The following is a 21,581-nucleotide window of genomic DNA, read 5'->3' as shown; positions in this document are numbered from 1 at the left end:
CTCCTCGTGTGGAAGCGGGTGGGCCGGGTCAGACGCCGAACGCGGTCGAGAAGCGCACGTCGCCCTCGACCATGTCCCGCATGTCCGGGATGCCGTTGCGGAACATCAGGGTCCGCTCGATGCCCATGCCGAACGCGAAACCGGAGTGGACGTCGGTGTCGACGCCGCAGGCCCGCAGGACGTTGGGGTTGACCATGCCGCAGCCGCCCCACTCGACCCAGCCGGGGCCGCCCTTCTTCTGCGGGAACCACAGGTCCACCTCTGCCGAGGGCTCGGTGAACGGGAAGTACGACGGCCGCATCCGGGTACCGGCCTCCGGGCCGAACACCGCGCGGGCGAACGCGTCGAGCGTCCCCTTGAGGTGGGCCATGGTCAGCCCGCGGTCGACGGCGAGGCCCTCGACCTGGTGGAACACCGGGGTGTGGGTGGCGTCGAGCTCGTCGGTGCGGAAGGTCCGGCCGGGGCAGGCCACGTAGACCGGCAGCTCGCGCTCCAGCAGCGACCGGACCTGCACCGGCGAGGTGTGCGTGCGCAGCACCGTGCCCGAGTCCTGTCCGCGCTCGGGGTCACCGAGGTAGAAGGTGTCCTGCATGGTGCGGGCCGGGTGGTCCTTACCGAAGTTGAGCGCGTCGAAGTTCAGCCACGACGCCTCGACCTCGGGGCCCTCGGCGACCTCCCAGCCCATCCCGACGAAGATGTCGGCGATCCGCTCGGACAGCTGCGTGATCGGGTGCCGCGCGCCGCGCGGGCGGCGGTCCCAGGGCAGCGTGACGTCGACGGCCTCCTCGGCCAGCACCCGGGCGTCGCGCTCGACGAGCAGGACCTCGCGGCGCGCGTCGAACGCGGCCTGGGCCTCCTCGCGGGCGGCGTTGACCCGCTTGCCGGCGTCGGCGCGCTCGGGGCCGGGCAGCTGCCCCAGCGACCGGCGGGCCATCGGGATCGGGGCGCGGTCGCCGAGGTGCGCGGGCTTCGCCGCGGCCAGCGCGTCGAGGTCGCCCGCCTCGTCGAACGCCGTGCGGGCGGCCTCCACCGCGGCCTTCAGTGCGTCCGGGTCGAGGGGGCTCGCCGTGTCGTTCTCACTCATGGTGCCCACGATCGTAGAGGGCGGCCGCGAGCCGGTTTCAGTCGCGCGCCGGGGACAGCTGCGGGGCGACGCCGGCGCGGGCCCCGACCGTCGCGTACAGGCAGATCGCCGCGGCGGTGGCGAGGTTCAGCGACTCGGCCCGGCCGTGGATCGGGACGCGGACCCGGTGGTCCGCGGCGGCGTGCACCTCGGCCGACGGGCCGTGCGCCTCGCTGCCGAGGATCCAGGCGACGGGCCCGGCGAGGGTCGGGGTGACGGCGGGGTCGTGCAGGTCGACCTCACCGCGCCCGTCCGCGACGAGCGTGGTCAGCCCGGCGGCCCGGCACATCTCGACGACGGCGGACGCGTCCCGGTCGCGGGCCAGCGGCAGGTGGAACACACTGCCGGTGGAGGCACGGACGGCCTTGCCGTTGTGCGGATCGACGGTGTCCCCGGCCAGGAGGACCGCGTCGCAGCCCGCCGCGTCGGCGACCCGGATCACGGTGCCGACGTTGCCGGGGTCGGAGATGCCGTCGCAGACCGTGACGAAGCCGGGGACCCCGGCCAGCGCGGTGGCCACCGGAACGTCGAGCAGGTCGCAGACGGCGACGATCCCCTGCGGGGTGACCGTCTCGGACAGACCCGCGGCGGCCTTGTCGGTCACCGGGGACACCCGGGCGCCGGAGCGCTCCGCGGCCTCGACCAGCTCGGGGTGGCGCTCGGCGGCGACAGCGGTGACGAACAGCTCGTGCACCGTCACGGCGGCGAGGGCCTCGCGGACGGCCTGGGCCCCCTCGACGAGGAAACGCCCGGCCCGATCGCGCCCCGCGCGTCGCAGCAGCTTGCGTGCCGCTGCGACGCGGGGAGTGCGTTCGGTACCGGGCGTGGAGTCCGCGGAGCGCTCGCCGGCGCTGCGCGACTCGATGTCGCCTCGGGTCACCTCAGGCCGCGGAGCCCTGCTCGGTGCCGACCGGCAGGTTCTCCTTCGCCACCGCGACGAGCGCGGCGAAGGCGGCCGGGTCGCTCACGGCGATCTCGGCGAGGTTCTTGCGGTCGACCTCGACACCGGCAGCCTTGAGGCCCTGGATGAACCGGTTGTAGGTCATGTCGTTGGCGCGGGCCGCGGCGTTGATGCGAGTGATCCACAGCTGCCGGAAGTCGCCCTTGCGCGCGCGACGGTCCCGGTAGGCGTAGTTCATCGAGTGGAGCATCTGCTCCTTGGCCTTGCGGTACAGCCGCGAGCGCTGCCCGCGGTAGCCGGCGGCCGACTCCAGCGTGGTGCGGCGCTTCTTCTGGGCGTTCACGGAGCGCTTCACGCGTGCCATGGGGTATCTCCTGGGGCTTCTCCGGCACTACCGCGATGGGGGTACGGCGTGCCGGGGTTCGTGAAAGGGGCGGAAGGTCAGTGACCGAGCAGCTTCTTAACGCGCTTCACATCGGCCTTGGCGAGCTCGACGGTGCCCGACAGGTCGCGCTTCTCCTTGCGCGACTTGACCTCGAGACGGTGCCGCAGCCCGGCCTGCTGGCGCATGAGCTTGCCGCCACCGGTGATGCGGACGCGCTTCGCGGTCCCCTTGTGCGTCTTGTTCTTCGGCATGACGTATCCGTTCGATGTCGGCCCCCGAGGTTCCGGGGGTCGGTGCGGGTACTGCGTGTCCCTCCCGTGCCCGGCTGCGGCCGGGCACGGGAGCGGGACCTCACGCCTCGGCGTCTGCCGGGGCGTCGGAGCTGGCTGCGGCCGTCGTCTTGCGCGACGCCGGCTTCTTGGTCGGTGCCAGCACCATCGTCATGTTGCGGCCGTCCTGTTTCGGAGCGGCCTCGACGACGGCCATGTCACCGATGTCCTCGGCCAGGCGCTGGAGCAGGCGGTAGCCCAGCTCGGGACGCGACTGCTCGCGACCACGGAACATGATCGTGACCTTGACCTTGTTGCCGCCTTCGAGGAAGCGGATGACGTGACCGCGCTTCGTCTCGTAGTCGTGCTTGTCGATCTTCGGCCGGAGCTTCTGCTCCTTGATCACGGTGAGCTGCTGGTTGCGCCGGGACTCCCGGGCCTTCTGCGCGCTCTCGTACTTGAACTTCCCGTAGTCCATGAGCTTGCAGACCGGCGGGCGGGCCTGGCCGGCGACCTCGACGAGGTCGAGGTCGGCGTCCTGGGCCAGCTTGAGGGCGTCCTCGATGCGCACGATCCCGACCTGCTCGCCGTTCGGGCCCACGAGGCGGACCTCGGGCACGCGGATGCGGTCGTTGATGCGGGGCTCTGTGCTGATGGGGTCTCCTGTGTGACTCGCTGTGTCGCTACTACCTGCTGCCGGCGACGACAAGCGAAGACCCGTTGATCGGCCCACGGCAGGATGCCGCCGCGAAGCCGGACCATGGACCCGGACACCGTTACGATCACGGCGCGGGTGGGAGCGGGGCTCCACTTGACGCCCGGAACACACGTGTCAACGCGATCCCGGGTGGTCGCATTCCCGAGGGTAACAGGCCGCCGGTGTGCCGGGAACGCGGGGGCCGGGCCGGGACCTGCGCGGACCCGGCCCGGGGCGGGCTCAGCCCGCGCTGGTGGCCTTGGCCCGGCTGCGCCGTGCGGTCGTCGGCCGCCCCGCGCCCGCGGTGCCGTTGCCGTTCGACGACGAGGTCCGCCGCCGGGCCGGCTTGACCGGGGTGTCGTCCGGGGTGACCAGGTCGCGCAGGAACCGGCCGGTGTGGCTGTCGGGGTGTGCCGCGATCTGTTCCGGTGTCCCCTGGGCCACCACGGTCCCGCCGCCCGAGCCGCCCTCCGGGCCCATGTCGATGACCCAGTCCGAGGTCTTGATGACGTCGAGGTTGTGCTCGATCACGATCACGGTGTTGCCCTTGTCCGCCAGCCCCTGGATGACGGCGAGGAGCTTGCGGATGTCCTCGAAGTGCAGGCCGGTGGTCGGCTCGTCGAGGATGTAGACGGTGCGGCCGTTGCTGCGCTTCTGCAGCTCGCTGGCGAGCTTGACGCGCTGGGCCTCACCGCCGGACAGCGTCGGCGCGGGCTGCCCGAGCCGGACGTATCCGAGGCCGACGTCGACCAGGGTCCGCAGGTAGCGGGCGATCGAGGTGATCGGCTCGAAGAACTCGGCGGCCTCCTCGATCGGCATGTCGAGGACGTCGGCGACGGTCTTGCCCTTGTAGTGGACCTCGAGGGTCTCCCGGTTGTACCGGGCCCCCTTGCAGACCTCGCACGGCACGTAGACGTCCGGCAGGAAGTTCATCTCGATCTTGATCGTGCCGTCGCCGGTGCACGCCTCGCAGCGGCCGCCCTTGACGTTGAAGGAGAAGCGGCCCTCGGCGTAGCCGCGGACCTTCGCCTCGGTGGTCGCGGCGAACAGCTTGCGGACCTTGTCCCACACGCCGGTGTAGGTCGCCGGGTTGGACCGCGGGGTCCGCCCGATCGGCGACTGGTCGACCCGGACGAGCTTGTCTAGCTCGTCGATGCCGTTGATCCGGGTGTGCCGGCCCGGCACCTGGCGGGCGCCGTTGAGCCGGTTCGCGAGCACCGTGGCGAGGATGTCGTTGATCAGCGTCGACTTGCCGGACCCGGACACCCCGGTGATCGACACCAGGCCGCCGAGCGGCACGTCGACGTCGATGCCGCGCAGGTTGTGCTCGCGGGCGCCCACGATGGTCAGCCTGCGGTCGTGGTCGAGCTCGCGGCGCTCGGGCAGCGGGATCGACTTGCGCCCGGACAGGTAGGCGCCGGTCAGCGAGGTGTCGTGCGACTCCAGGTCGGCGATGGTGCCGGAGTGCACGACGCGGCCGCCGTGCTCACCGGCGCCGGGGCCGATGTCGACCGCCCAGTCCGAGGCGCGGATGGTGTCCTCGTCGTGCTCGACGACGATCAGGGTGTTGCCCAGCTCCTTGAGCCGGGTCAGCGTGTCGATCAGGCGCCGGTTGTCGCGCTGGTGCAGCCCGATCGACGGCTCGTCGAGCACGTAGAGGACCCCGACCAGGCCGGAGCCGATCTGGGTGGCCAGCCGGATGCGCTGCGCCTCGCCGCCGGACAGCGTGCCCGCGGCGCGGTCCAGCGACAGGTAGTCCAGCCCGACGTCGAGCAGGAAACCCAGCCGGGCCTGCACCTCCTTGAGCACCGCGCCGGCGATCATGGCCTGCCGGTCGTCGAGGACCATGCCGTTCAGGAACTGCGAGCACTCGGCGACCGACATGTTCGACACCTGCGCGATCGACCGCTCCCCCAGGTCGCGGTGCGGCAGGGTCACCGACAGCACCTCGGGGCGCAGCCGGGCGCCGTTGCAGGCGGGGCAGGGGATGTCGCGCATGTAGCCCTCGTAGCGCTCCCGCTGCGACTCGGACTCGGTCTGCTCCAGGCGGCGCTCGAGAAACGGCATGACGCCCTCGAAGTTCGCGTAGTACGAGCGCTCGCGGCCGTAGCGGTTGCGGTAGCGCACGTGGACCTGGTCGTCGCTGCCGTGCAGGACCGCCTTCTGGGCGGCGGCGGGCAGCTTGCGCCAGGGGGTGTCCGTCCGGAACCCGACCGCGGTGGCCAGGCCGGACAGCAGCCGGCCGAAGTACTCCGCGTTGTGCCCGGACGACCAGGGCGCGATGGCGCCGTCGCCCAGGGACAGGTCCGGGTCGGGGACGACCAGCTCCGGGTCGACCTCCTTCTTGACGCCGATGCCGGAACAGGCCGGGCAGGCGCCGTAGGGCGAGTTGAAGGAGAACGTGCGGGGCTCGAGGTCGTCGACGGCGAGGGTGTGCCCGTTCGGGCAGGCCATCCTCTCGGAGAAGCGGCGCTCACGCTGCGGGTCGTCGTCGGGCAGGTCCACGAAGTCCAGCACGACCAGGCCGTCGGCCAGCCGCAGCGCGGTCTCCACCGAGTCGGTGAGGCGCTGCTTGGCGGTCGCCTTCACCGAGAGCCGGTCGACGACGACGGAGATGTCGTGCTTCTCCTGCTTCTTCAGCTTCGGCGGGTCCGAGAGCGGGTGGACCGTCCCGTCGACGAGGACGCGGGAGTAGCCCTGGGCCTGCAGGTTCCCGAACAGGTCGACGAACTCGCCCTTGCGGGTGCGTACGACCGGCGCGAGCACCTGGAAGCGGCTGCCCTGCTCCATCTCCAGGACCTGGTCGACGATCTGCTGCGGGGTCTGCTTCTCGATCCGCTCGCCGCAGGTCGGGCAGTGCGGGATGCCGGCGCGGGCGTAGAGCAGCCGCAGGTAGTCGTGGATCTCGGTGATCGTGCCGACCGTCGACCGCGGGTTGCGGTTGGTCGACTTCTGGTCGATCGAGACCGCCGGGGACAGTCCCTCGATGAAGTCGACGTCGGGCTTGTCCATCTGCCCGAGGAACTGACGCGCGTACGCCGAGAGGGACTCGACGTAGCGCCGCTGCCCCTCGGCGAAGATCGTGTCGAACGCGAGGCTGGACTTGCCGGACCCGGACAGCCCGGTGAAGACGATCATGCTGTCGCGGGGCAGGTCGATGTCGATGCCCTGCAGGTTGTGTTCGCGCGCGCCACGCACGACCAGCTTCGGCCCCTCCGGGACCGGCGACGCGCCCGGGGACAGGGCGGTGCCGGCGTCGCGGCGGTCGGTGCTGTGGTCGCTCACGTTTCGCGCCTCCTGGGGTGGCGGTGCCGTCCGGGTGGTACCCCGGCGTAGCGCCCGCAGGGCTGGGGGACATTCCGCGACCGGGCACCTGTGGCCGGTGAGGTGCGTCCCCACGTCCACCGCCGATGCTAGGTCGACCCACCGACAGCGAGCCCGTCGAGCGGGCACCGCAGGCGGTCCGGCGCGGTGGATGCACACCGGGACGCGCCGGTCGGTCCGCAGCGCACGGTACTCGCACGTCCGTTCGATCCGTCAGCGGCCCCGTGGGTGCGACCGGCGGGTTCTCCCCACCGCGGGATGTCGGTGCGGGCCGCTACCCTCCCGCTCGTGGACGTCCTGGAGAACTACACCGGTCACACCGACCCCGGCGGCGCGGCCATCCGCCGCGACCTGGAGCGGTTGAGCATCAGCAAGGTCTCGGTCGGCGAGATGGACAACAACGCCTACCTGCTCGTCTGCAAGCGGAGCAACGAGGCGCTGCTGATCGACGCGGCGGCCGAGCCGACCCGCATCGCCGACCTCGTCGGCGCCGCCGACGAGCGTCCGGACCTGCGCCACCTGGTCACCACCCACCGCCACGCCGACCACTGGCAGGCGCTCGGCGCGATCGCGGGCATGTTCGAGCCGCGGCTGATCGCCCACCCGCAGGACGCCCCGGAGCTGCCGGCCCCGATGGACGAGTTCGTCGAGCACGGCGACACGATTACCTTCGGCGAGATCGAGCTGGAGGTCATCCACCTGCGCGGGCACACGCCGGGCTCGCTGGCGCTGCTCTACCGCGGGGAGGACCGGCCGCACCTGTTCACCGGGGACAGCCTGTTCCCGGGCGGGCCGGGGAAGACCTGGTCGGCGGAGGACAACGCGCAGCTCATCGGCGACCTCGAGGAGCGGGTGTTCGACGTGCTGCCCGACGACACCTGGTTCTACCCCGGCCACGGGGACGACTCCACGCTCGGCGAGCAGCGGCCTGACCTGCCGGAGTGGAAGTCCCGCGGCTGGTAGCCGACACCGTACGGCCCGACGGCCGGGCCGGCCCGGACCGGTGACGGCCCCGGGCTCCGGGTCAGCCGGCCGGGCCGTGACGGCGCAGCGCGCGGAGCCGCAGGTCGACCGCGGCCGCCACGGCGGGCAGCCCGGCCCATGTGGTGCGGTCACCGTGGCGGACCAGCGGGCACGCCGTCACGACCAGGCCCGGGTCCAGGTCGCCCACGGCGGCGTGCACGGCGGCGGGCGGCGGGTCGGCGACCGACTGCACGCCCGGGGCGTCCAGCAGGATCCGGATCCGCCTGCCGTGGCAGCGGGCCGCGGCGAGCGGATCCCGGTGCCGGGCGAGCTCGGTCCGCCAGGCCGTCCCGGCCAGGGCCGCGGCGCCGTTGCCGGAGCCGCCGGGGCGGCCCGAGGCGCCGGCCGGCACGGCGACCTCGTCCCGGACGTCGTCGTCGACGAACCAGGCCACGACGACCGCCCCGTTCCCGGCACCGGCCGTCCGGGCGAGCTCCAGGTCGACCGCGAGCGGGTTGCCCCGGGCCCGGTCCCCGGTGGCCCGGGACAGCGGCACGAGTAACAGGGCGTGCCCGCCGGGGCGGAACCCGTCCGCGTCCCGGACCCGGGCCAGCCCGGCCAGTGCGGGCCGCAGCGCCGCGGCCGTCCCGAGCCCGGTCGCGTCGACGACGGTGAGCAGCGGCCGGGCATCCGCGGGAGCGCGGCGCCACCCCGGCCCCGCCCCGCGGACCGGCCACTGCTCCCGGCCGGGACCGACCACGGGGTGCTCCGTCGCCGGACCATCCGGGAACCGGGCGATACCGGCGGCCCGCTCCGTCCCTGTCCCCGACCCTGGCCCGGGCCGGGTCGCCGGGTCGGCCGGGTACCGGTCCCCGGAGCCCGCTCCCGGACGCGCCGGGCCACTCGCCCGGCCGCGGCCCGACCCACCTGCCCCGCGACCGCCGCCGCCGGGCCCGTCAGCGGGTGCGGTGCCGTCGTCGAACCCGGGCCACTCACCGGACGCGGCGACGGGGACGCCGCGGCGGCCGACCCCGTCGCTCGGGCCGCCGTGCGCGCCGGGCCGGGCCGGACCGGCCCCCGCACCGGGCCGCCGGACCGGCCGGGTCCCCCCGGCACCCGGGCGCCCCGGAACCCGGCCGCCCGTTCCGCGCCGTGCCGGCGGCCGCCACCCGATCCACCGGAGCAGCCGGCGCAGGCGGGCCCTCACGACCCGGTCAGGAGGAACAGCTCCACCCGGACCTCCCCCGGCGCGCCGTCCTCGCTGTCGCCCAGGTAGGGCCGGATGTCCGCGGCCCGTTCCAGCTCCGGCAGGTCCCGCACCAGCTCCACGAGCCGGCGGGACACCGCGGTGCCCGCGAGCGGCCGGTCCGGGTCGCGGGACACCCCGAACATCAGCGCCAGGCCGACCGACCGGTCCGGTCCGACGACCCGGGCCAGGTCGGTCCGGAACCGGGCGACGGTCCCGCCGCCGTCGTCGCCGGCGGGCACCGGGAGGACGAAGGTCACCGGGGTGAGCAGGACCCCCTGGTCCTCCCGGCCCGCCCCGGGTCCCTCCTGCCGGGGCACCTCCTGGGGCGAGTCCGCCGACGCGAAGGCGACGATCATCAGGATCGCCGCGAGCTCCGCGAACAGCCAGCCGGCGATCGCGAACGCCGGCGGTCCGGCCGCCGCGCGCGACCGTCGCCTCATCGGGGCTCCTCCGCCGGCCGGCCGGGGCGGGCCGCCGGGGCGGGCCGGGAGCCGTTGCCGTCGGGTCCGGGGGTGTCGTGGTGCGGGGCGTCGCGCTCCGGGGCGTCGTGGTCCGGATCGTCGTGACCGGGGGCGTCGTCGGGGTGCCGGAGCCCGTCGGCGACGAGCCCCAGCCAGTTGACCCGGCGCACCACGGCGCGCAGGTCGGCGGCCGTCGTCGCCAGCGTGGTCGCCGTCTCGGCGAGCCGGTCGCTGGTCGAGGTCATCGTCTCGCCGGCCGCGGTGACCGGCGCCCGCGCCTCGGCGAGGGCCGACCGGAAGTGCTCGGCGCGCTCGGCGAGCTCCGCGGTGCGGTCGGCGAGGTCGGCGGCCTCGTCGCGGGCGCGGCCCGCGTCGTGCCCGGCGGCCCGGGCCGCCTCGGCGGCCGACTCGACCGTGTGCACGGCCTCGACCAGCGGTGCGGCCCGGCGGTCCAGGTCCGCCGCGGCGGCCCGCAGGCGCATGTCGGTCTCGCCCAGCGCGGCGGACTGCCTGCCCAGCTCGGGGACCGCCCGAGACAGCTCGCCCACCGACGACGCCAGCCCGGCCAGGGTCCGGCCCAGCTGGTCGACGACGCCGCGGCTGCCCGCCAGCGACGTCGCGGCGGCCTCCATCCGGTGCGCGGCCTGGGTCAGGGCCCGGCCGGACCGGTCGGTGGAGTCCGCCGCGGCCACGGCCGAGCGCAGCCGCTCCAGCGGCACCACCAGCGTGGTCTCCTGCTCCTGCGCCCACCGGTCGAGGTCGTCGGCGGCGCGCTGGTCGCGGGCCGCCCTGGCGTAGGACAGCATGATCAGCCCGAGACTGAGCACGATCAGCGCCGACAGCGCGGCGGGCCCCCGCCAGGCCGGCGCCGACATCCAGTCCGCGAAGAACGACGGGCGCAGCCCCGGCGCGGTCGCAGCGTGCTGCCGCGCGTAGTAGGCCTCCGCGGCGCCCAGCAGCAGCCAGGTCAGCAGCACCGGGACGAGGACCGCGACGGTGCTGGCCCGGCGGACCACCCGGTCGGCCGCGTCGCGCAGGCTGCCGGGGCCGTCCAGCCGCCACAGCGTCGCACCGGGGGTCGACGGGTCACCGAGGGCGATCCGGTCCGCCTCGGCACGCCCGGCCCGGAGCAGGGCGCCGAGCTGGCGCCCGTTGGGTCGCGCCGCGTCCGGACGGCGGGACAGCTCGCCGAGCATCGACGACAGCAGCGCCGAGACGGCCCGGGCCGCCGTCGGGCGGTCGGGCCGCTCGTCGTCGTGCGACGGCGGGGCCGCCTGCGGGCCGGTCACCGGTCGACCTCCGTTCCGCGCCCGGAGGCCGGGTCGGCCGCGCCACCGGGGGTGTCCGCCCCCGTCCCGGCCGCGCCGCCGGCCGGCCGGGTGCCGTCCGGCGCGACCGTCCCGCCCGGCGTCGCCGCCGTGTCCGGCGCCGTCCCCGCCGAGGACGGCGCCCCGCCCTGCGGCGCGGTGCCCGACGGTGCCGGGGCGGGCACCCCGGGTGCGGTCGAGGCGGGCGGCGACGACGGCGACGGGCCGTCCGCGCCGGGCCACCAGTACAGCCCCGCGACGATCACACCGAGCCCGAGCAGCACGGCGACGACGGCGACCACCCGGGCCGTCGTCCGGCCGCCGGCCGCGGGCGCACCCGGGATCCGCCGTGGGCGGCCCACCTCGAGCTCCGGGCCCGCGGCCGGGACGGCGCCGGTGCGCGCACCGGGGTCCGGCCGGCGCGACCAGCTGTCGGGGTCGACCCGGTCGGGGAGATCGCGGCGGTCGGACCGGTCGGGGTGCACTGCCCGGTCCGGCCCGGCCGCGGCACCGGGTGGTTCCGCGTGATCCACCGGGCCGAGCCGATCCGTCGGGCCGAGCCCATCGGCCGGGCCGGACAGGTCCGCCGCACCGGGCCGGTCGGTCCGGGCATCTCGGGCGAGCCCCGGTGCGGTCCCGTCCCCCCGGAAGACCGGCAGCCGCGTGGTGGCGCCCAGGTCCGGACCCGACCCGGCGTCCGGGTCCGCCGGCGCCCGGTCCGCAGCATCGGCCGCCGGGTCCCGGCGCCACCAGCCGCGCAACCGTCCCAGCAGCGACCAGCCGGTCGCGACCGCGGCCCCGGCGGCGGCCGCCCCGGGCGTCGCTCCGGCGGTCGCACCGCGGGGCCGGGACGCCCGGGCCGAACCCCCCGGGCGTCCGGGCCCGGCGTGGGCGCCGGTGTTCCACGGCTCGGCGTCCGGGGCACCGCCGCGTGCCGCGCCCGGGTGGCTTCGGTGCGCCCGGCCGCCGACGGTCCGGTCCCGGTCGGCCGGGTCGCCCGGAGTCCCGGTCCCGCCGGTCCGGGCACCGGTGCCCCGGCCGTCGCCTGCCGGGTCGTCGCGGAGCGGGTCCGCGGCGGTCCGGCCGCCCGGCCGGAAGCGGCGCCGGACCGGCTCGCCGCCCCGGGCCCGGGCCGGGACGACGGCACCGGCCTGTGCCACGGCGTCTCCGGGCGGGCCGGGCACCGGGTCGGCGAGCACGCTGCGCGCGACCGTCCGCTGCACGCCCGCGGCCGACGGGTCGTCGAGGACCGTCCGGGCCCAGGCCCGGAGGGTGCCGGCGTCGGCGGCCTCGCCCCACTCGTCGAGCCGGCCCAGCAGGAGCCCGATCACCGCGCGCAGGGTCCGCGCACCGGGCCCGACCGCCTCGACCGCCTCGACCGCCGCCGACACCCAGCCGGTACCCCCGTCGCGCGGGGTGTCGAGGTCGAGCAGCGCGCGCACCGCGTCCGCGATCTCCGACGGGCGCATCCCGCAGTCCCGGCCGAGCCGGACCAGGGCACCGGCGACCGGCGGCGGGGCGTCCGGCAGCCGGTGCAGCGCGCCGTGCACCAGAGCGGTCCGGTCCGGGTCGTTCTCCAGCCGGGTCACGATCCACGGCTCGACGCCGCCCCGGTCCAGCAGCCGGCGGGCGATCTCGGCCGGCCGGAGCTCGAACACCTCCGGGTGCGCCGCCGGGTCCGGCAGCACCGTGCGCAGCCAGTCGTGCGCCTCGTCCCGCAGGTCGCCGGGCTCCAGCGGACGGCCCGGTCCGAGCAGCCAGTACCGCACGCGCCGGGCCCGCTGGTGCTCGTCCGGCTCGACCCGGATCAGCGCGTCGGCCAGGGTCCGGCCCCAGCCGGGCGGGTGCGCCGGGTCCAGCGGTGGCGGGCTCAGCCCGGGACCGGTGTCGGTCCGGTCCGGTCCGGGCCCGTCCGCGATGCCGGTGAGCAGCGCGGACAGCACCTCGGCGGCCCGGTCGGGGCGTCCGGCGGGCGCCGCCGTGACCGGGCCGACCAGCTCCATCGCCCGCTCCGGGTCCAGCCCGGCGAACTCGCGCACGGTCACCGCGGAGTCGGCCAGCCGCTCCCACTGCTGCCCGTCCGCGACCAGCGCGGGCACGTCGGCCCGGTCGACCGGCAGGTGGTGCCGCACGACGTGCCGGACCACCTCGGCCAGCGACGCCGACCCGGCGACGACGGTGTGCGCGTCACCCTGCCCGGCCCGGCGGGCCAGCCAGGACAGCGCCCGCTCGGTGCGCCCGTCCAGCTCGTCCGGTGCGGGCGACGGCGTCGCGGCCCCGTCCAGCCAGCGGTCGACGCTGGCCGCCGCGTCCGGCAGGTCCCGGCGCATCCCGTCCGACCAGCCGCCGGTCACGAACGACGACCGGTCCGCCGGGCCCGGCACCGAGGTCAGGCAGGACGCCCACACCCGCCCGTCGACCAGCGGCGACGGCAGCGCCGCAAGCAGCGTGCCGATGGCGGCGGAGGCCTCAGCCGGGGTGCCGGGGATCCGCAGCACCGGCGCGTCGGGCCGCTGGTGCAGGGTGCGCAGCACGTCGGTCACCCGTGCCGTGGCCGCGGTGTCCGCGACACCGGGCGGTGTCCGCGGCCACAGGTCCGCGGCGTCCGCCAGGTCGGCGGCGGCGAAGGTGAACACGCAGCCACCGGCCCGCCCCACGTCCTTCCCGACGAGCTGCTCGGTCAGGCACAGGTGGCTGCCGTGGCCGCCGACCTCGACCCGGCGCAGCGTGAACAGCGGACCCGTGGCCCGGGCCGCCAGGCCCTCCGGCGGCTGCATCCCGAGCCGGGACGCGGCGTCCAGGAACGCCCGCGGCACGTCGCCGGTGCGTTCCAGGTCGGGCACGTAGCCACGGGTCCTGTCGCCGAACCACACCCGCACCGGCGCCGGGGCGGTCACGACCGCACCCCCGACACGATCGAGAGCAACAGCTGGGTGAGCCCGGCCGACTCCCGGTTGAGCACCGGGAACACCGCGGCCGAGTCCAACGGCATCACCGCGGGCCGGTGGTCGGCGCCGCCGCCGTCGAGCTGCGTCGGCACCTCGCCGAGCGGCGAGCAGAGGAAGATCCGTACCTCGCATCCGGGCTCGTCGAGCAGCACACCGACCGCGGCGGTGTGCTCCAGCGCGGTCAGCAGCCCGCACCCGATCGCCCCGGCGACGACGTCGCGCAGCTGCAGCTGCGAGCCGGCCCCGCGCTGCAGCGCGTCGGCCAGGTGGTCCTGCAGCGAGGGCACCCGCAGCGGCACCGACGGCGGTACCCGGCTGTCCGAGCCGCCGGGCAGCTCGATGGCGGCGGCCGCGCCGTCGTGCACCAGACCCCAGAACCGGTCCGCGTTGCCGTAGTGCCGGTGCAGCGCGCTCACCAGGCGGTCGACCAGCAGGTCGACCGTGTCCTCGTCGCTGGCGCGCAGGCCGTCCAGCAGCTCGCGCAGGCCCGGCCCAGGGTGTAGCGGGACCCCGTGCCGGTGCGCGTCCGGGCCGGTGCGGTCCAGCACGTAGTGCAGGTACTGCGTCATGCCCTCGCGCACGGCCCCGCTGCCGCCGTCGATCTCGTCGAACCCGCCCGCGCCGGTGGTCAGCGCGATCCGGACCAGGTCCGCCTTGTTCACCGCCACCATCAGGACGCGGCGCGCGCCGTCGGTCCCGAGCGGTCCGTCGTTGCCGGCCAGCGAGAGTGCGATCTCGGCCTGCAGTCCCTGGTGCACGCTCTGCACCTGCCGCACGTCCGCGGTGTCGGACCGGTTGCTGGCCGCGATCACCGCCCGCGAGTCGGTCCCCCCGCCCCGGGAGTGCTCGCGCAGCGCGGCCTCCACCAGATCGGTCAGCCGCTTGTCGACGGCCGGGTCGACCACCCAGATCAGCCCGCCCAGGCTGGCGAGCAGCTGTTCCTGGTCCTCGTCGCCGACCCGGCGCCGGTGCATCGACTCACCGGCGAGGTCGGCGATCCCGGTCCAGCCGTGCTCGGCCGGGGAACCGTCCCGGGCGGACAGCTCGGTCCGCAGCACGACGGGCTGGCGGATCTGCATGCCCCAGCCGGCGGCGCCGGGCCGCTCCGCCGGATCCGCGACCCCGGCGACGTCGGCGTGCACCTCGGCCACGTGCACCGCGAGACCGCGGTCGATGGCGGTCAGCAGCCGGACCGGCATCAGGTCGTCGAGGTTGGTGGGGCTCATCGGCTGGGAGAAGTCCCGGGTGCGGTTGTAGGCGGTGCGCAGCGCGCGGCCCGGGCGGTCCTCGATGTCGTCGGTGACCGAGGGCACCCGGTACCGCAGCGCGGTGTCCGCGCCGCGCCGGCGCCGGGCGGTCAGCACCGGTGTCTGGGCGATCGTGCGCGAGATCAGGTAGCTCTTCCCGCTGGCCACCGACCCGATCGCGGCCACCACGTTGCGGAACTGGGTGCGGGTGTCCGGGCCGCCGTCGCGCCCGGAGCCGACCAGGAACAGGTGGCCCTCGCCACACAGGTGGTAGCGGCGGCGCACCTGGTCCGGGTCGAAGCCGTCGCTGACCCGCTGGGCGACCCCGCCCGCGGCGTCCGGGAACGTCCGGACCCACCAGCCGGACACCTCGTTGTCCCCGGCCAGGCAGACGTCGAGCTGCACGCTCGGCGGCCGCCAGCCGGCCCCGGCCGAGGGCGGGGTGCCCAGGTCCGCCGCGCAGACCGGGCACCGCCCGAACACCGCACCGGGGGCGCTCACCGCAGCACCGCCAGCACGACCGGGACGGTCAGCAGAACCAGCAGCACCACCGGCACGCTGCACAGCAGCCCGGTCACCGCGCCGTGCCACTTACCGGCCCGCTCGGCCCGGGCAAGCAACGCCAGCATCTCCGACTCGACCGCGTCGGCCGCGCCGCGGGCGGGGGCCGCGCCGGGAGAGGCCCAGTCGGCCACCGGGATCGCGAGGTCGCCGACGAGCCGGTCTACCCCGCACTCCCGGTCGAGCCGCTCGGTCAGCACACGGCGCCGCAGCGCGTTCATCGGACTCCTCCGGTCGGGGTCAGCAGCGCCACCAGCACCAGCACGGCGACCACGCCGAGCAGCAGCACCAGCGACGACGTGTACAGCGCGTACCGGCGGGCGGTGTCCTCGGCCCGCCTGCGGATCTCCTCGGTGAGCAGGACGGCGGCCGCCGCCGCGCGGTCGGCGGCGCGGACCTGGTCGGCCAGTACCGCCCGGTGGATCCCGCGCAGCGACGGGTCGGGCTCCCAGGGCTCCTCGGGCCGGTCCCGCGGTCCCAGCTCGGCGGGGTCGGCGGCGGCTCGGTCGGCGACCCGACCCAGCCAGCCGGCGGCCGACCAGGCACCGCGCAGCACCGGCTCCGCGAACGCCTCCTGCAACGCCCCGATCAGTGCCGGACGTCCGCCCGGCCACCGGTTCCACAGCGTCGCCCCGACCTCGCCGGGACGGTCGACCCGCCGCTCCGGTGGCCGGTCCGGTGAGCCGCCGGCCACCGGGACCGCCGGCCGGTCCACGGTCTCGACCAGGGCGTCGGTGAGACCCTTGCCCCCCAGCGCGGTGAGCACCAGCAGCGCGAAGCCGAACCGGTCGTGCTCGCCGGTGTGTGCCCCACGGTCCTCGTACCCGGCACCGGTGCCCGCGGCGGGCCCCCGCAGCGGGGCGGTGACCGCCGCCGCCGGGTCGGCGCCGACCACCGGCATCAGTGCCTCGCGCACCGCCCGCGACGCGTAGGCCCAGGTCGGGCGCAGATCGTCGACCCGGCCGGTGCGGACCAGCGAGTCCGCGTCCACCAGTACGTAGCGCCCGCCGGGCTGCCAGCAGACGTTCTGCGGCTTGACGTCGCCGTGCGACCAGCCCAGCTCGTGCAGCAGGTCGATCGCGACCCCGACCGGGCGCAGCTTGTCCAGCTGCTCCAGCCCGGGGGTGGCCGGGTTGACCGTCCACTCCACCGGCGCGAACCAGCGGGACACGGTCACCACCACCCGGTCCGGGTCGAGGTTGTCGCCCCGGGCGAACCAGCCGACGAAACCGCTGCCCGGCCCGCCGACCAGCGGCTCCGCGACCGGGCGGGCCACCGTGTGCTCCACCGGCGCCGCCTCGGACGGCGGCCGCGCCACGTACACCGGCGTCATCGCCAGCTGCTCGCCGTCCACCGCGCCCGTACTGCGGGCGCGGGCGTTGAGCCGGCCGATCGCCTCGGACCGCTCGCCGAGGTGGCTGCGCAGCCCGGCGGCGTGCTGCGCGGTCGCGCACAGGTAGAGCTTCACGTGCCAGCGCTGGGTGCCACCGACGGTCACCCCGGTGGTGGTGAGCTGGTCGGCGACCAGCCAGACGTCCTCCTCCACCCAGACCGGGAACTGCGGCCGGGCCACGTCCAGGGCCGCGGGCGGGTCGACCAGGATATCGACCGGCTCGAAGTCGGCGCGCACCCGCACCGCCTCCGGCTCCAGGTCGCCCTCGACGGTCGCGGCCCGGTGGTCCGGGCCGGCCGCGTCCGGGGCGAGGAGCTCGTAGTCCAGCAGCACCCCGGCGGTCCCGCGGACCGCGGTGAACCGTAGCGTGCCGGACTCGCCGAGCCGGCGCTGCCCGCCGTCCGGGGCCAGCGGGACGCCGTCCACGGTGACCTCGACCCCGTCCCGCTCGGCGGTCCGGCGCACCGCGTGCCCACCGCCGTCCGGCACGATGTCGAGCAGGTGCCCGCTGGGCACCACCGCGAGCCCCGGCGGGAGCCGGATCGCGTCCGGTGCGGTGGTGCCCGACGACACCGGGCGCAGCAGCGCCACCGGGCCGCGGAGCGGCGGCAGGTGGAAGCCGAGCTCCGCCCCGTCCCACACCAGGCGCAGGTGCCGGGCCGGCGGCGTCGGGCCGGTTGCCGGCCGCGGCTCCGGAACCGGCGACGGCGCGGGCTCCGGTCCCCCGTGCACCGGGCGGACGTGCGCGCTGACCGACCGGGTGGCGCCCGCCCGGAACAGCACCCCGACCGACTGCAGCGGTGGCAGCGCCCGGGGCAGCCGCTGCAGCTGCTCGGTCACGTCGGCCTCCAGGGCGTGCCCCAGTGCGACCGGGGTGCAGACCTCCACCTCGATCCGGGTGCCGTCCGGGCAGCCCGCCTGGCGGTACCGGGTGACGACGGCGGTCGCCGCGGCCACGGCGGCGACGCCGACCGATTCGTTCTCGTCCGCTCCATGGCCGGTCATCGGCGTCCCTCCACGACGGCGTCCAGCAGTGCTTCGGTGATCGCGCGGGCCCGGGCCGCCCCCGCGGCCTCGTCCCGCGTCTCCAGTGCGACGGCGAAGGCGACCGGCCCGCCGCCGGTCTGCACGAACCCGGTGATCCAGGCGACCTGCCGGGCGAACACCTCGCGCGGCGGGTCGGTCCCGGGCGGGAACAGCTCGTGGGTGCCGGTCTTCACCCAGGCCCGCTCACCCGCCGGCCGGTCCCGCAGGGCCGCGGGCAGCCGCAGCCGGGACGCGGTGCCCGACTCGACCGTCGCCCCCAGCGCGCGGCGCAGCTCACCGGCCTGTTCCGGGGTGAGCACCCGGCGCCGCTCCGGCTCGGTGGCCACCGACGGGCCGGACGTCCCGCTCGCCCGGGCGCCGCCGACGATGCCGGGCGCGGAGGCCGTGCCGTCCGCGGCGACGGTCGCCATCACCGAGGCCATCTGCAGCGGGGAGGCCTGCACCGTGCCGCCGCCGAGGGCCAGGTTCGCCAGGCCGGACGCGTCGTCGTCGGGGACCAGCGATGCGGCGCCGAAGTCCGGCCCGGAGCGCCAGTCCGCGGCCCGGGTCGGGGTGCCGAACCCCAGGTCGACGGCGGTGTCCCGGATCGCCGGCCAGCCCAGCTCGGCGGCGAGCGCGGCGAAGGCGGTGTTGCAGGACACCGCGAGCGCGGTGCGCAGGGAGATCCGGCCGTCGTCGCCGGTGCCGGCGCAGGCGCCGCGGCCCGCGTTGCGCACCGGCGCCGTCCCCGGGCGGTCGACCTGCTGCGGCGCCGGGATCCGGTCCTCGGCCCCGGTGCCGGGGCGACGCAGGTAGGTCGCGGCGACGACCACCTTGAACGTCGAGCCGACGCCGTAGCGCCCGGCCGTGGCCCGGTCCACGCCGGCCGCCGGGACCGTCGCGTCCGGGTCGTCGCCGACGTAGCGGCGCAGCTCCGCGGTGTCCCCGGCCGGCCCGGCCAGCCAGCGCCAGCAGCGCTGCGGGTCGTCCGGGACCCGGTCGTCCCGGCACGCGTCGGCCTCGTCCGGGGTCAGGTCACGGATGCTGCCGTCCGCGCGGCGCTCCCCCATCGCCCGGCCGTCGTTGACCGCGTCCCTGGCCTCCTGCCGGGCCGCCTCCACCGCCGGGTCGGCGGCGTCCTGCACCGCGGCCGGCACCGAGGCTGCGGCCAGCACGTGCCCGGTGCGGGCGTCCAGCAGGACGGCGCCGCCGGCCAGCGGGGGGCCGCCCGCCTCGGCGTCCAGCGCGGTCGCCGTGGCGTGCTGGAGCGCGGGGTCCACGGTCAGGTCCAGCTGCACGTCCGGGGTGCCGGTCAGCACCGGCGGCACCAGCCGTCGCACGGCCGAGGTGACCGGTACCCCGCCCGCCTGCTCGACGACGGCGGCGTCGACCATGCCGCCCCCGCCGTCGTCCAGGATCCCGGCGAGGTCGGCCCGGGTCACCGCGGGCTCGCCGACCGGGACCCAGCCCGCCCCGGCCCGCTCCTGGCGGTAGGCGGGCACCCCGGCCAGGGTGACGGTCACCGCGGCCCGCGCGGTGCGGAACCGGTCGGTGGTGCACCGGTCGGGGTCGACCGGGACCAGCGGGTCCCGGCACAGCGGGAGGTCCTCGGCGTGCCCGGAGTAGGGGCGGACCACCACCCAGCCGGTCATCAGGACGCAGGCGGCCAGGGCCAGCGCGCCCGCGGTGGCCGCCGTCGTGCGCAGCGCCGGCCGGGCCGGGCGCGGGTCGGGTGCGGCGGGGCGGCCGCCGCGGTAGCCGGCCGCGACGGCGAGCAGCACCACCAGGGTCACCGCGAGCGTCGACTGCCCGCCGCGGGACAGCCACGGCGCGGTGATGCCGGAGTGCGGCACCACGTTCAGCGTCGCCGCCAGCACGAACAGGTACTGCCCGACGAGCATCCCGGCCGCGCCGGCGGCCAGCAGCCGTCCGGGGTCCCCGGCGCGGGCGCCCGGGCGCAGGTCGCGGTACAGCGTGACCAGCGCGACCCCGAGCAGCACGACCAGCACGGACAGCGCGAGGACGGCCAGCCCGCCGAGCTTGTTCCAGGTCACCGCGAGGACGAAGTCGGTCGAGCCGGCCGGGATCCGGCCGGTGATCGTGTCCGGCAGCCCGCGACCCCACAGCCCGCCGTCGGCGACCGCGGCGAGGCTCTGCGAGATCTGCGAGAGCCGCCCCGCGACGTAGGTCTGCAGCGCCTCCTGGCAGGCGACGCTGCCGTCCGGGACCTCGAACGGCGGCGCCGACCCGGCGGGCGGCGGCACGCACGGCGACACCCACGGGTACACCCACGGCTCCCACCAGGTGCGCACCCGGTTCGCGATGTAGGGGTGGGCGAGGACCGCGAGACCGAGCGCCGCCAGCGAGCCCAGCGCCGGGATCAGCAGCGGTCGCCCGGCTGCCAGCGCCTCGCGGCGGACCCGGCGTCGCCCGGCCGCGTCGTCCGGGGCGCCCGATCGCAGCTGCGCGGCCCGAGCCTCGGCGCGCAGCACCGACCAGTACATGGCGAGCATCCCGGCCAGCGCCGGGACCAGCGGCCCCAGGTCGGACCGCGCGGCGCTACCGAACGCGACGATCGCCAGCGGCACGATCGGCCGCCAGGTCGACCGTTCGCGGGCCCGCCAGCCCTGCGGCGGGTGGAACAGCACCGCCAGGTTCGCCAGCAGCACCGCCAGCACGAGCAGGTAGAGCGGCTTGGCGTATTCCGGGGTCGCGATCCGGGCGACCGTCAGGTTCGGCGATCCCTCGACCAGCGGTGCCAGCACCGCCACCAGCAGCAGCCCCTCCAGCAGCAGGGTGGACTCCCAGCGCCGCCCGGTGGAGGCCCGGCGGCGCCGGGTCACCCGGTCCAGCAGGGCCGCCGCCCCGCGGCGGACGACCCGCAGCCGTCCGGCGCGCACCAGCAGCAGCACCGCGCACACCGCGGCGACCACGGCGAACGGCAGGACCAGGGTCTCCACCGCGGTCCGCACCGTGGGTCCCTCGACGATCGCGGACGTCGCGGCGTCCGGGTCGGGCACCACGACCAGCCGCACCACCAGCAGCACGCCGGTGACGGCCAGCGCGGAGGTCGCCCCGAGGACGGCGAGCGCGGCCGGCGCGACCCGGTCCTCGCCGCGGTCCCGGTGCGCCACCCGCAGCAGCCACGACGCCAGGCCGGCGCACAGCGCGACGAGCAGCACCCCGATCAGCGACCAGGCCACGTCCGAGGCGCCGGAGGCCAGGAACCCGGCCGTCACCAGCGCGGGCCCGGCGACGAGCTGGGCGGCCCCGCCCCGCCCACCGGGACCGCGCGGGAGGACCGCACCGGCCGCGGCGACCGCGGGCGCCGACCCGGGCCGCAGCAGCAGCCGGGCCGTGACCCCGGCCGAGACGACCAGCCCGGCCAGCACGACCAGGTTCGCCGCGGCGCGGAGCAGCAGCTGATCCACGAGCCAGGTCAGCACGTGCCGCGGACCCCCGCCCCCGGACGGTCTGCCGGTCCTGCGTCGGAACTGTCGATCACGTTCGATACGTCGGTCCGCGCGACGATCCGTTACCGGCGTCCCGGCCGCCGCCCCAATACTGGGGACGAGCCGCCGTGCCGGCGGCTGCGCCGCGGCCCCCGGACCGGTCCGAGCCGCACGCCGGGCGGCCCCGGGGATCCGGGACCGTCGGCCCGTGCGGCCGGGACACCGCGAACGGCATCCTGGGTGCCCGACCCGCCCTGCCGGAGGACTCCATGAGG

Annotated in this window: 15 protein-coding genes; 1 reads left to right on the top strand and 14 read right to left on the bottom strand. The window is 76.5% G+C overall.

Annotation, left to right across the window (positions count from 1 at the left end):
* Positions 1 to 28 precede the first annotated feature (28 nt).
* From pheS to uvrA, 6 genes are all read right to left on the bottom strand, one after another.
* Complete coding sequence (gene pheS, locus WHI96_RS11525; protein ID WP_345647571.1) at positions 29 to 1,084, bottom strand: phenylalanine--tRNA ligase subunit alpha; 1,056 nt, start codon at positions 1,082 to 1,084, stop codon at positions 29 to 31.
* Between the two features lie 37 nt (positions 1,085 to 1,121).
* Positions 1,122 to 1,988, bottom strand: coding sequence for a TrmH family RNA methyltransferase (locus tag WHI96_RS11520; RefSeq protein ID WP_425571637.1), 867 nt, complete (start codon positions 1,986 to 1,988; stop codon positions 1,122 to 1,124).
* Between the two features lie 16 nt (positions 1,989 to 2,004).
* Positions 2,005 to 2,388 (bottom strand): 50S ribosomal protein L20, encoded by a 384-nt coding sequence (rplT, locus tag WHI96_RS11515; RefSeq protein WP_020623392.1) that lies wholly within the window; start codon positions 2,386 to 2,388, stop codon positions 2,005 to 2,007.
* A gap of 77 nt (positions 2,389 to 2,465) precedes the next feature.
* On the bottom strand, positions 2,466 to 2,660 hold the full coding sequence (rpmI, locus tag WHI96_RS11510) for a 50S ribosomal protein L35 (RefSeq protein WP_020623393.1): 195 nt from the start codon (positions 2,658 to 2,660) through the stop codon (positions 2,466 to 2,468).
* A gap of 100 nt (positions 2,661 to 2,760) precedes the next feature.
* Positions 2,761 to 3,387: a translation initiation factor IF-3 gene (gene infC / locus WHI96_RS11505; protein ID WP_073576959.1), complete on the bottom strand. Its 627-nt coding sequence runs from the start codon at positions 3,385 to 3,387 to the stop codon at positions 2,761 to 2,763.
* A gap of 228 nt (positions 3,388 to 3,615) precedes the next feature.
* Positions 3,616 to 6,618, bottom strand: coding sequence for an excinuclease ABC subunit UvrA (uvrA, locus tag WHI96_RS11500; protein ID WP_345647601.1), 3,003 nt, complete (start codon positions 6,616 to 6,618; stop codon positions 3,616 to 3,618).
* A 369-nt stretch (positions 6,619 to 6,987) separates the two neighbouring features.
* Here uvrA and WHI96_RS11495 point away from each other — a divergent pair, with 369 nt between their 5' ends.
* Complete coding sequence (locus tag WHI96_RS11495; protein ID WP_345647564.1) at positions 6,988 to 7,662, top strand: MBL fold metallo-hydrolase; 675 nt, start codon at positions 6,988 to 6,990, stop codon at positions 7,660 to 7,662.
* A gap of 61 nt (positions 7,663 to 7,723) precedes the next feature.
* Here the strand turns inward: WHI96_RS11495 and WHI96_RS11490 are convergent, their stop codons facing one another.
* The 8 genes from WHI96_RS11490 to WHI96_RS11455 all read right to left on the bottom strand — a co-directional run bounded on the left by WHI96_RS11490 (position 7,724) and on the right by WHI96_RS11455 (position 21,300).
* Complete coding sequence (locus WHI96_RS11490) at positions 7,724 to 8,422, bottom strand: hypothetical protein (RefSeq protein ID WP_345647561.1); 699 nt, start codon at positions 8,420 to 8,422, stop codon at positions 7,724 to 7,726.
* A 443-nt stretch (positions 8,423 to 8,865) separates the two neighbouring features.
* Entirely contained in the window at positions 8,866 to 9,351 is a 486-nt protein-coding gene (locus WHI96_RS11485; RefSeq protein WP_345647557.1) for a hypothetical protein, read from the bottom strand.
* A complete protein-coding gene (locus WHI96_RS11480; RefSeq protein ID WP_345647554.1) occupies positions 9,348 to 10,661 on the bottom strand; it encodes a hypothetical protein in 1,314 nt (437 codons plus the stop codon). The genes WHI96_RS11485 and WHI96_RS11480 overlap by 4 nt, the downstream gene beginning before the upstream one ends.
* Positions 10,658 to 13,576, bottom strand: a complete 2,919-nt coding sequence (locus tag WHI96_RS11475; RefSeq protein WP_345647551.1) for a hypothetical protein — start codon at positions 13,574 to 13,576, stop codon at positions 10,658 to 10,660. The genes WHI96_RS11480 and WHI96_RS11475 overlap by 4 nt, the downstream gene beginning before the upstream one ends.
* Positions 13,573 to 15,375 carry a hypothetical protein gene (locus tag WHI96_RS11470; RefSeq protein WP_345647548.1) on the bottom strand — a complete coding sequence of 601 codons (1,803 nt, stop codon included), beginning with the start codon at positions 15,373 to 15,375 and terminating at the stop codon, positions 13,573 to 13,575. Before WHI96_RS11470 ends, WHI96_RS11475 begins: the two co-directional genes overlap by 4 nt.
* Positions 15,372 to 15,656, bottom strand: a complete 285-nt coding sequence (locus tag WHI96_RS11465) for a hypothetical protein (protein WP_345647545.1) — start codon at positions 15,654 to 15,656, stop codon at positions 15,372 to 15,374. Before WHI96_RS11465 ends, WHI96_RS11470 begins: the two co-directional genes overlap by 4 nt.
* Positions 15,653 to 17,833, bottom strand: a complete 2,181-nt coding sequence (locus tag WHI96_RS11460; protein ID WP_345647542.1) for a hypothetical protein — start codon at positions 17,831 to 17,833, stop codon at positions 15,653 to 15,655. The genes WHI96_RS11465 and WHI96_RS11460 overlap by 4 nt, the downstream gene beginning before the upstream one ends.
* Positions 17,830 to 21,300: a penicillin-binding transpeptidase domain-containing protein gene (locus WHI96_RS11455; protein ID WP_345647539.1), complete on the bottom strand. Its 3,471-nt coding sequence runs from the start codon at positions 21,298 to 21,300 to the stop codon at positions 17,830 to 17,832. Before WHI96_RS11455 ends, WHI96_RS11460 begins: the two co-directional genes overlap by 4 nt.
* Between the last annotated feature and the right edge of the window lie 281 nt (positions 21,301 to 21,581).

Source organism: Pseudonocardia tropica, assembly GCF_040105315.1.
GTDB lineage: Bacteria > Actinomycetota > Actinomycetes > Mycobacteriales > Pseudonocardiaceae > Pseudonocardia > Pseudonocardia alni.
This window is presented reverse-complemented; position numbering and strand designations above follow the sequence as displayed.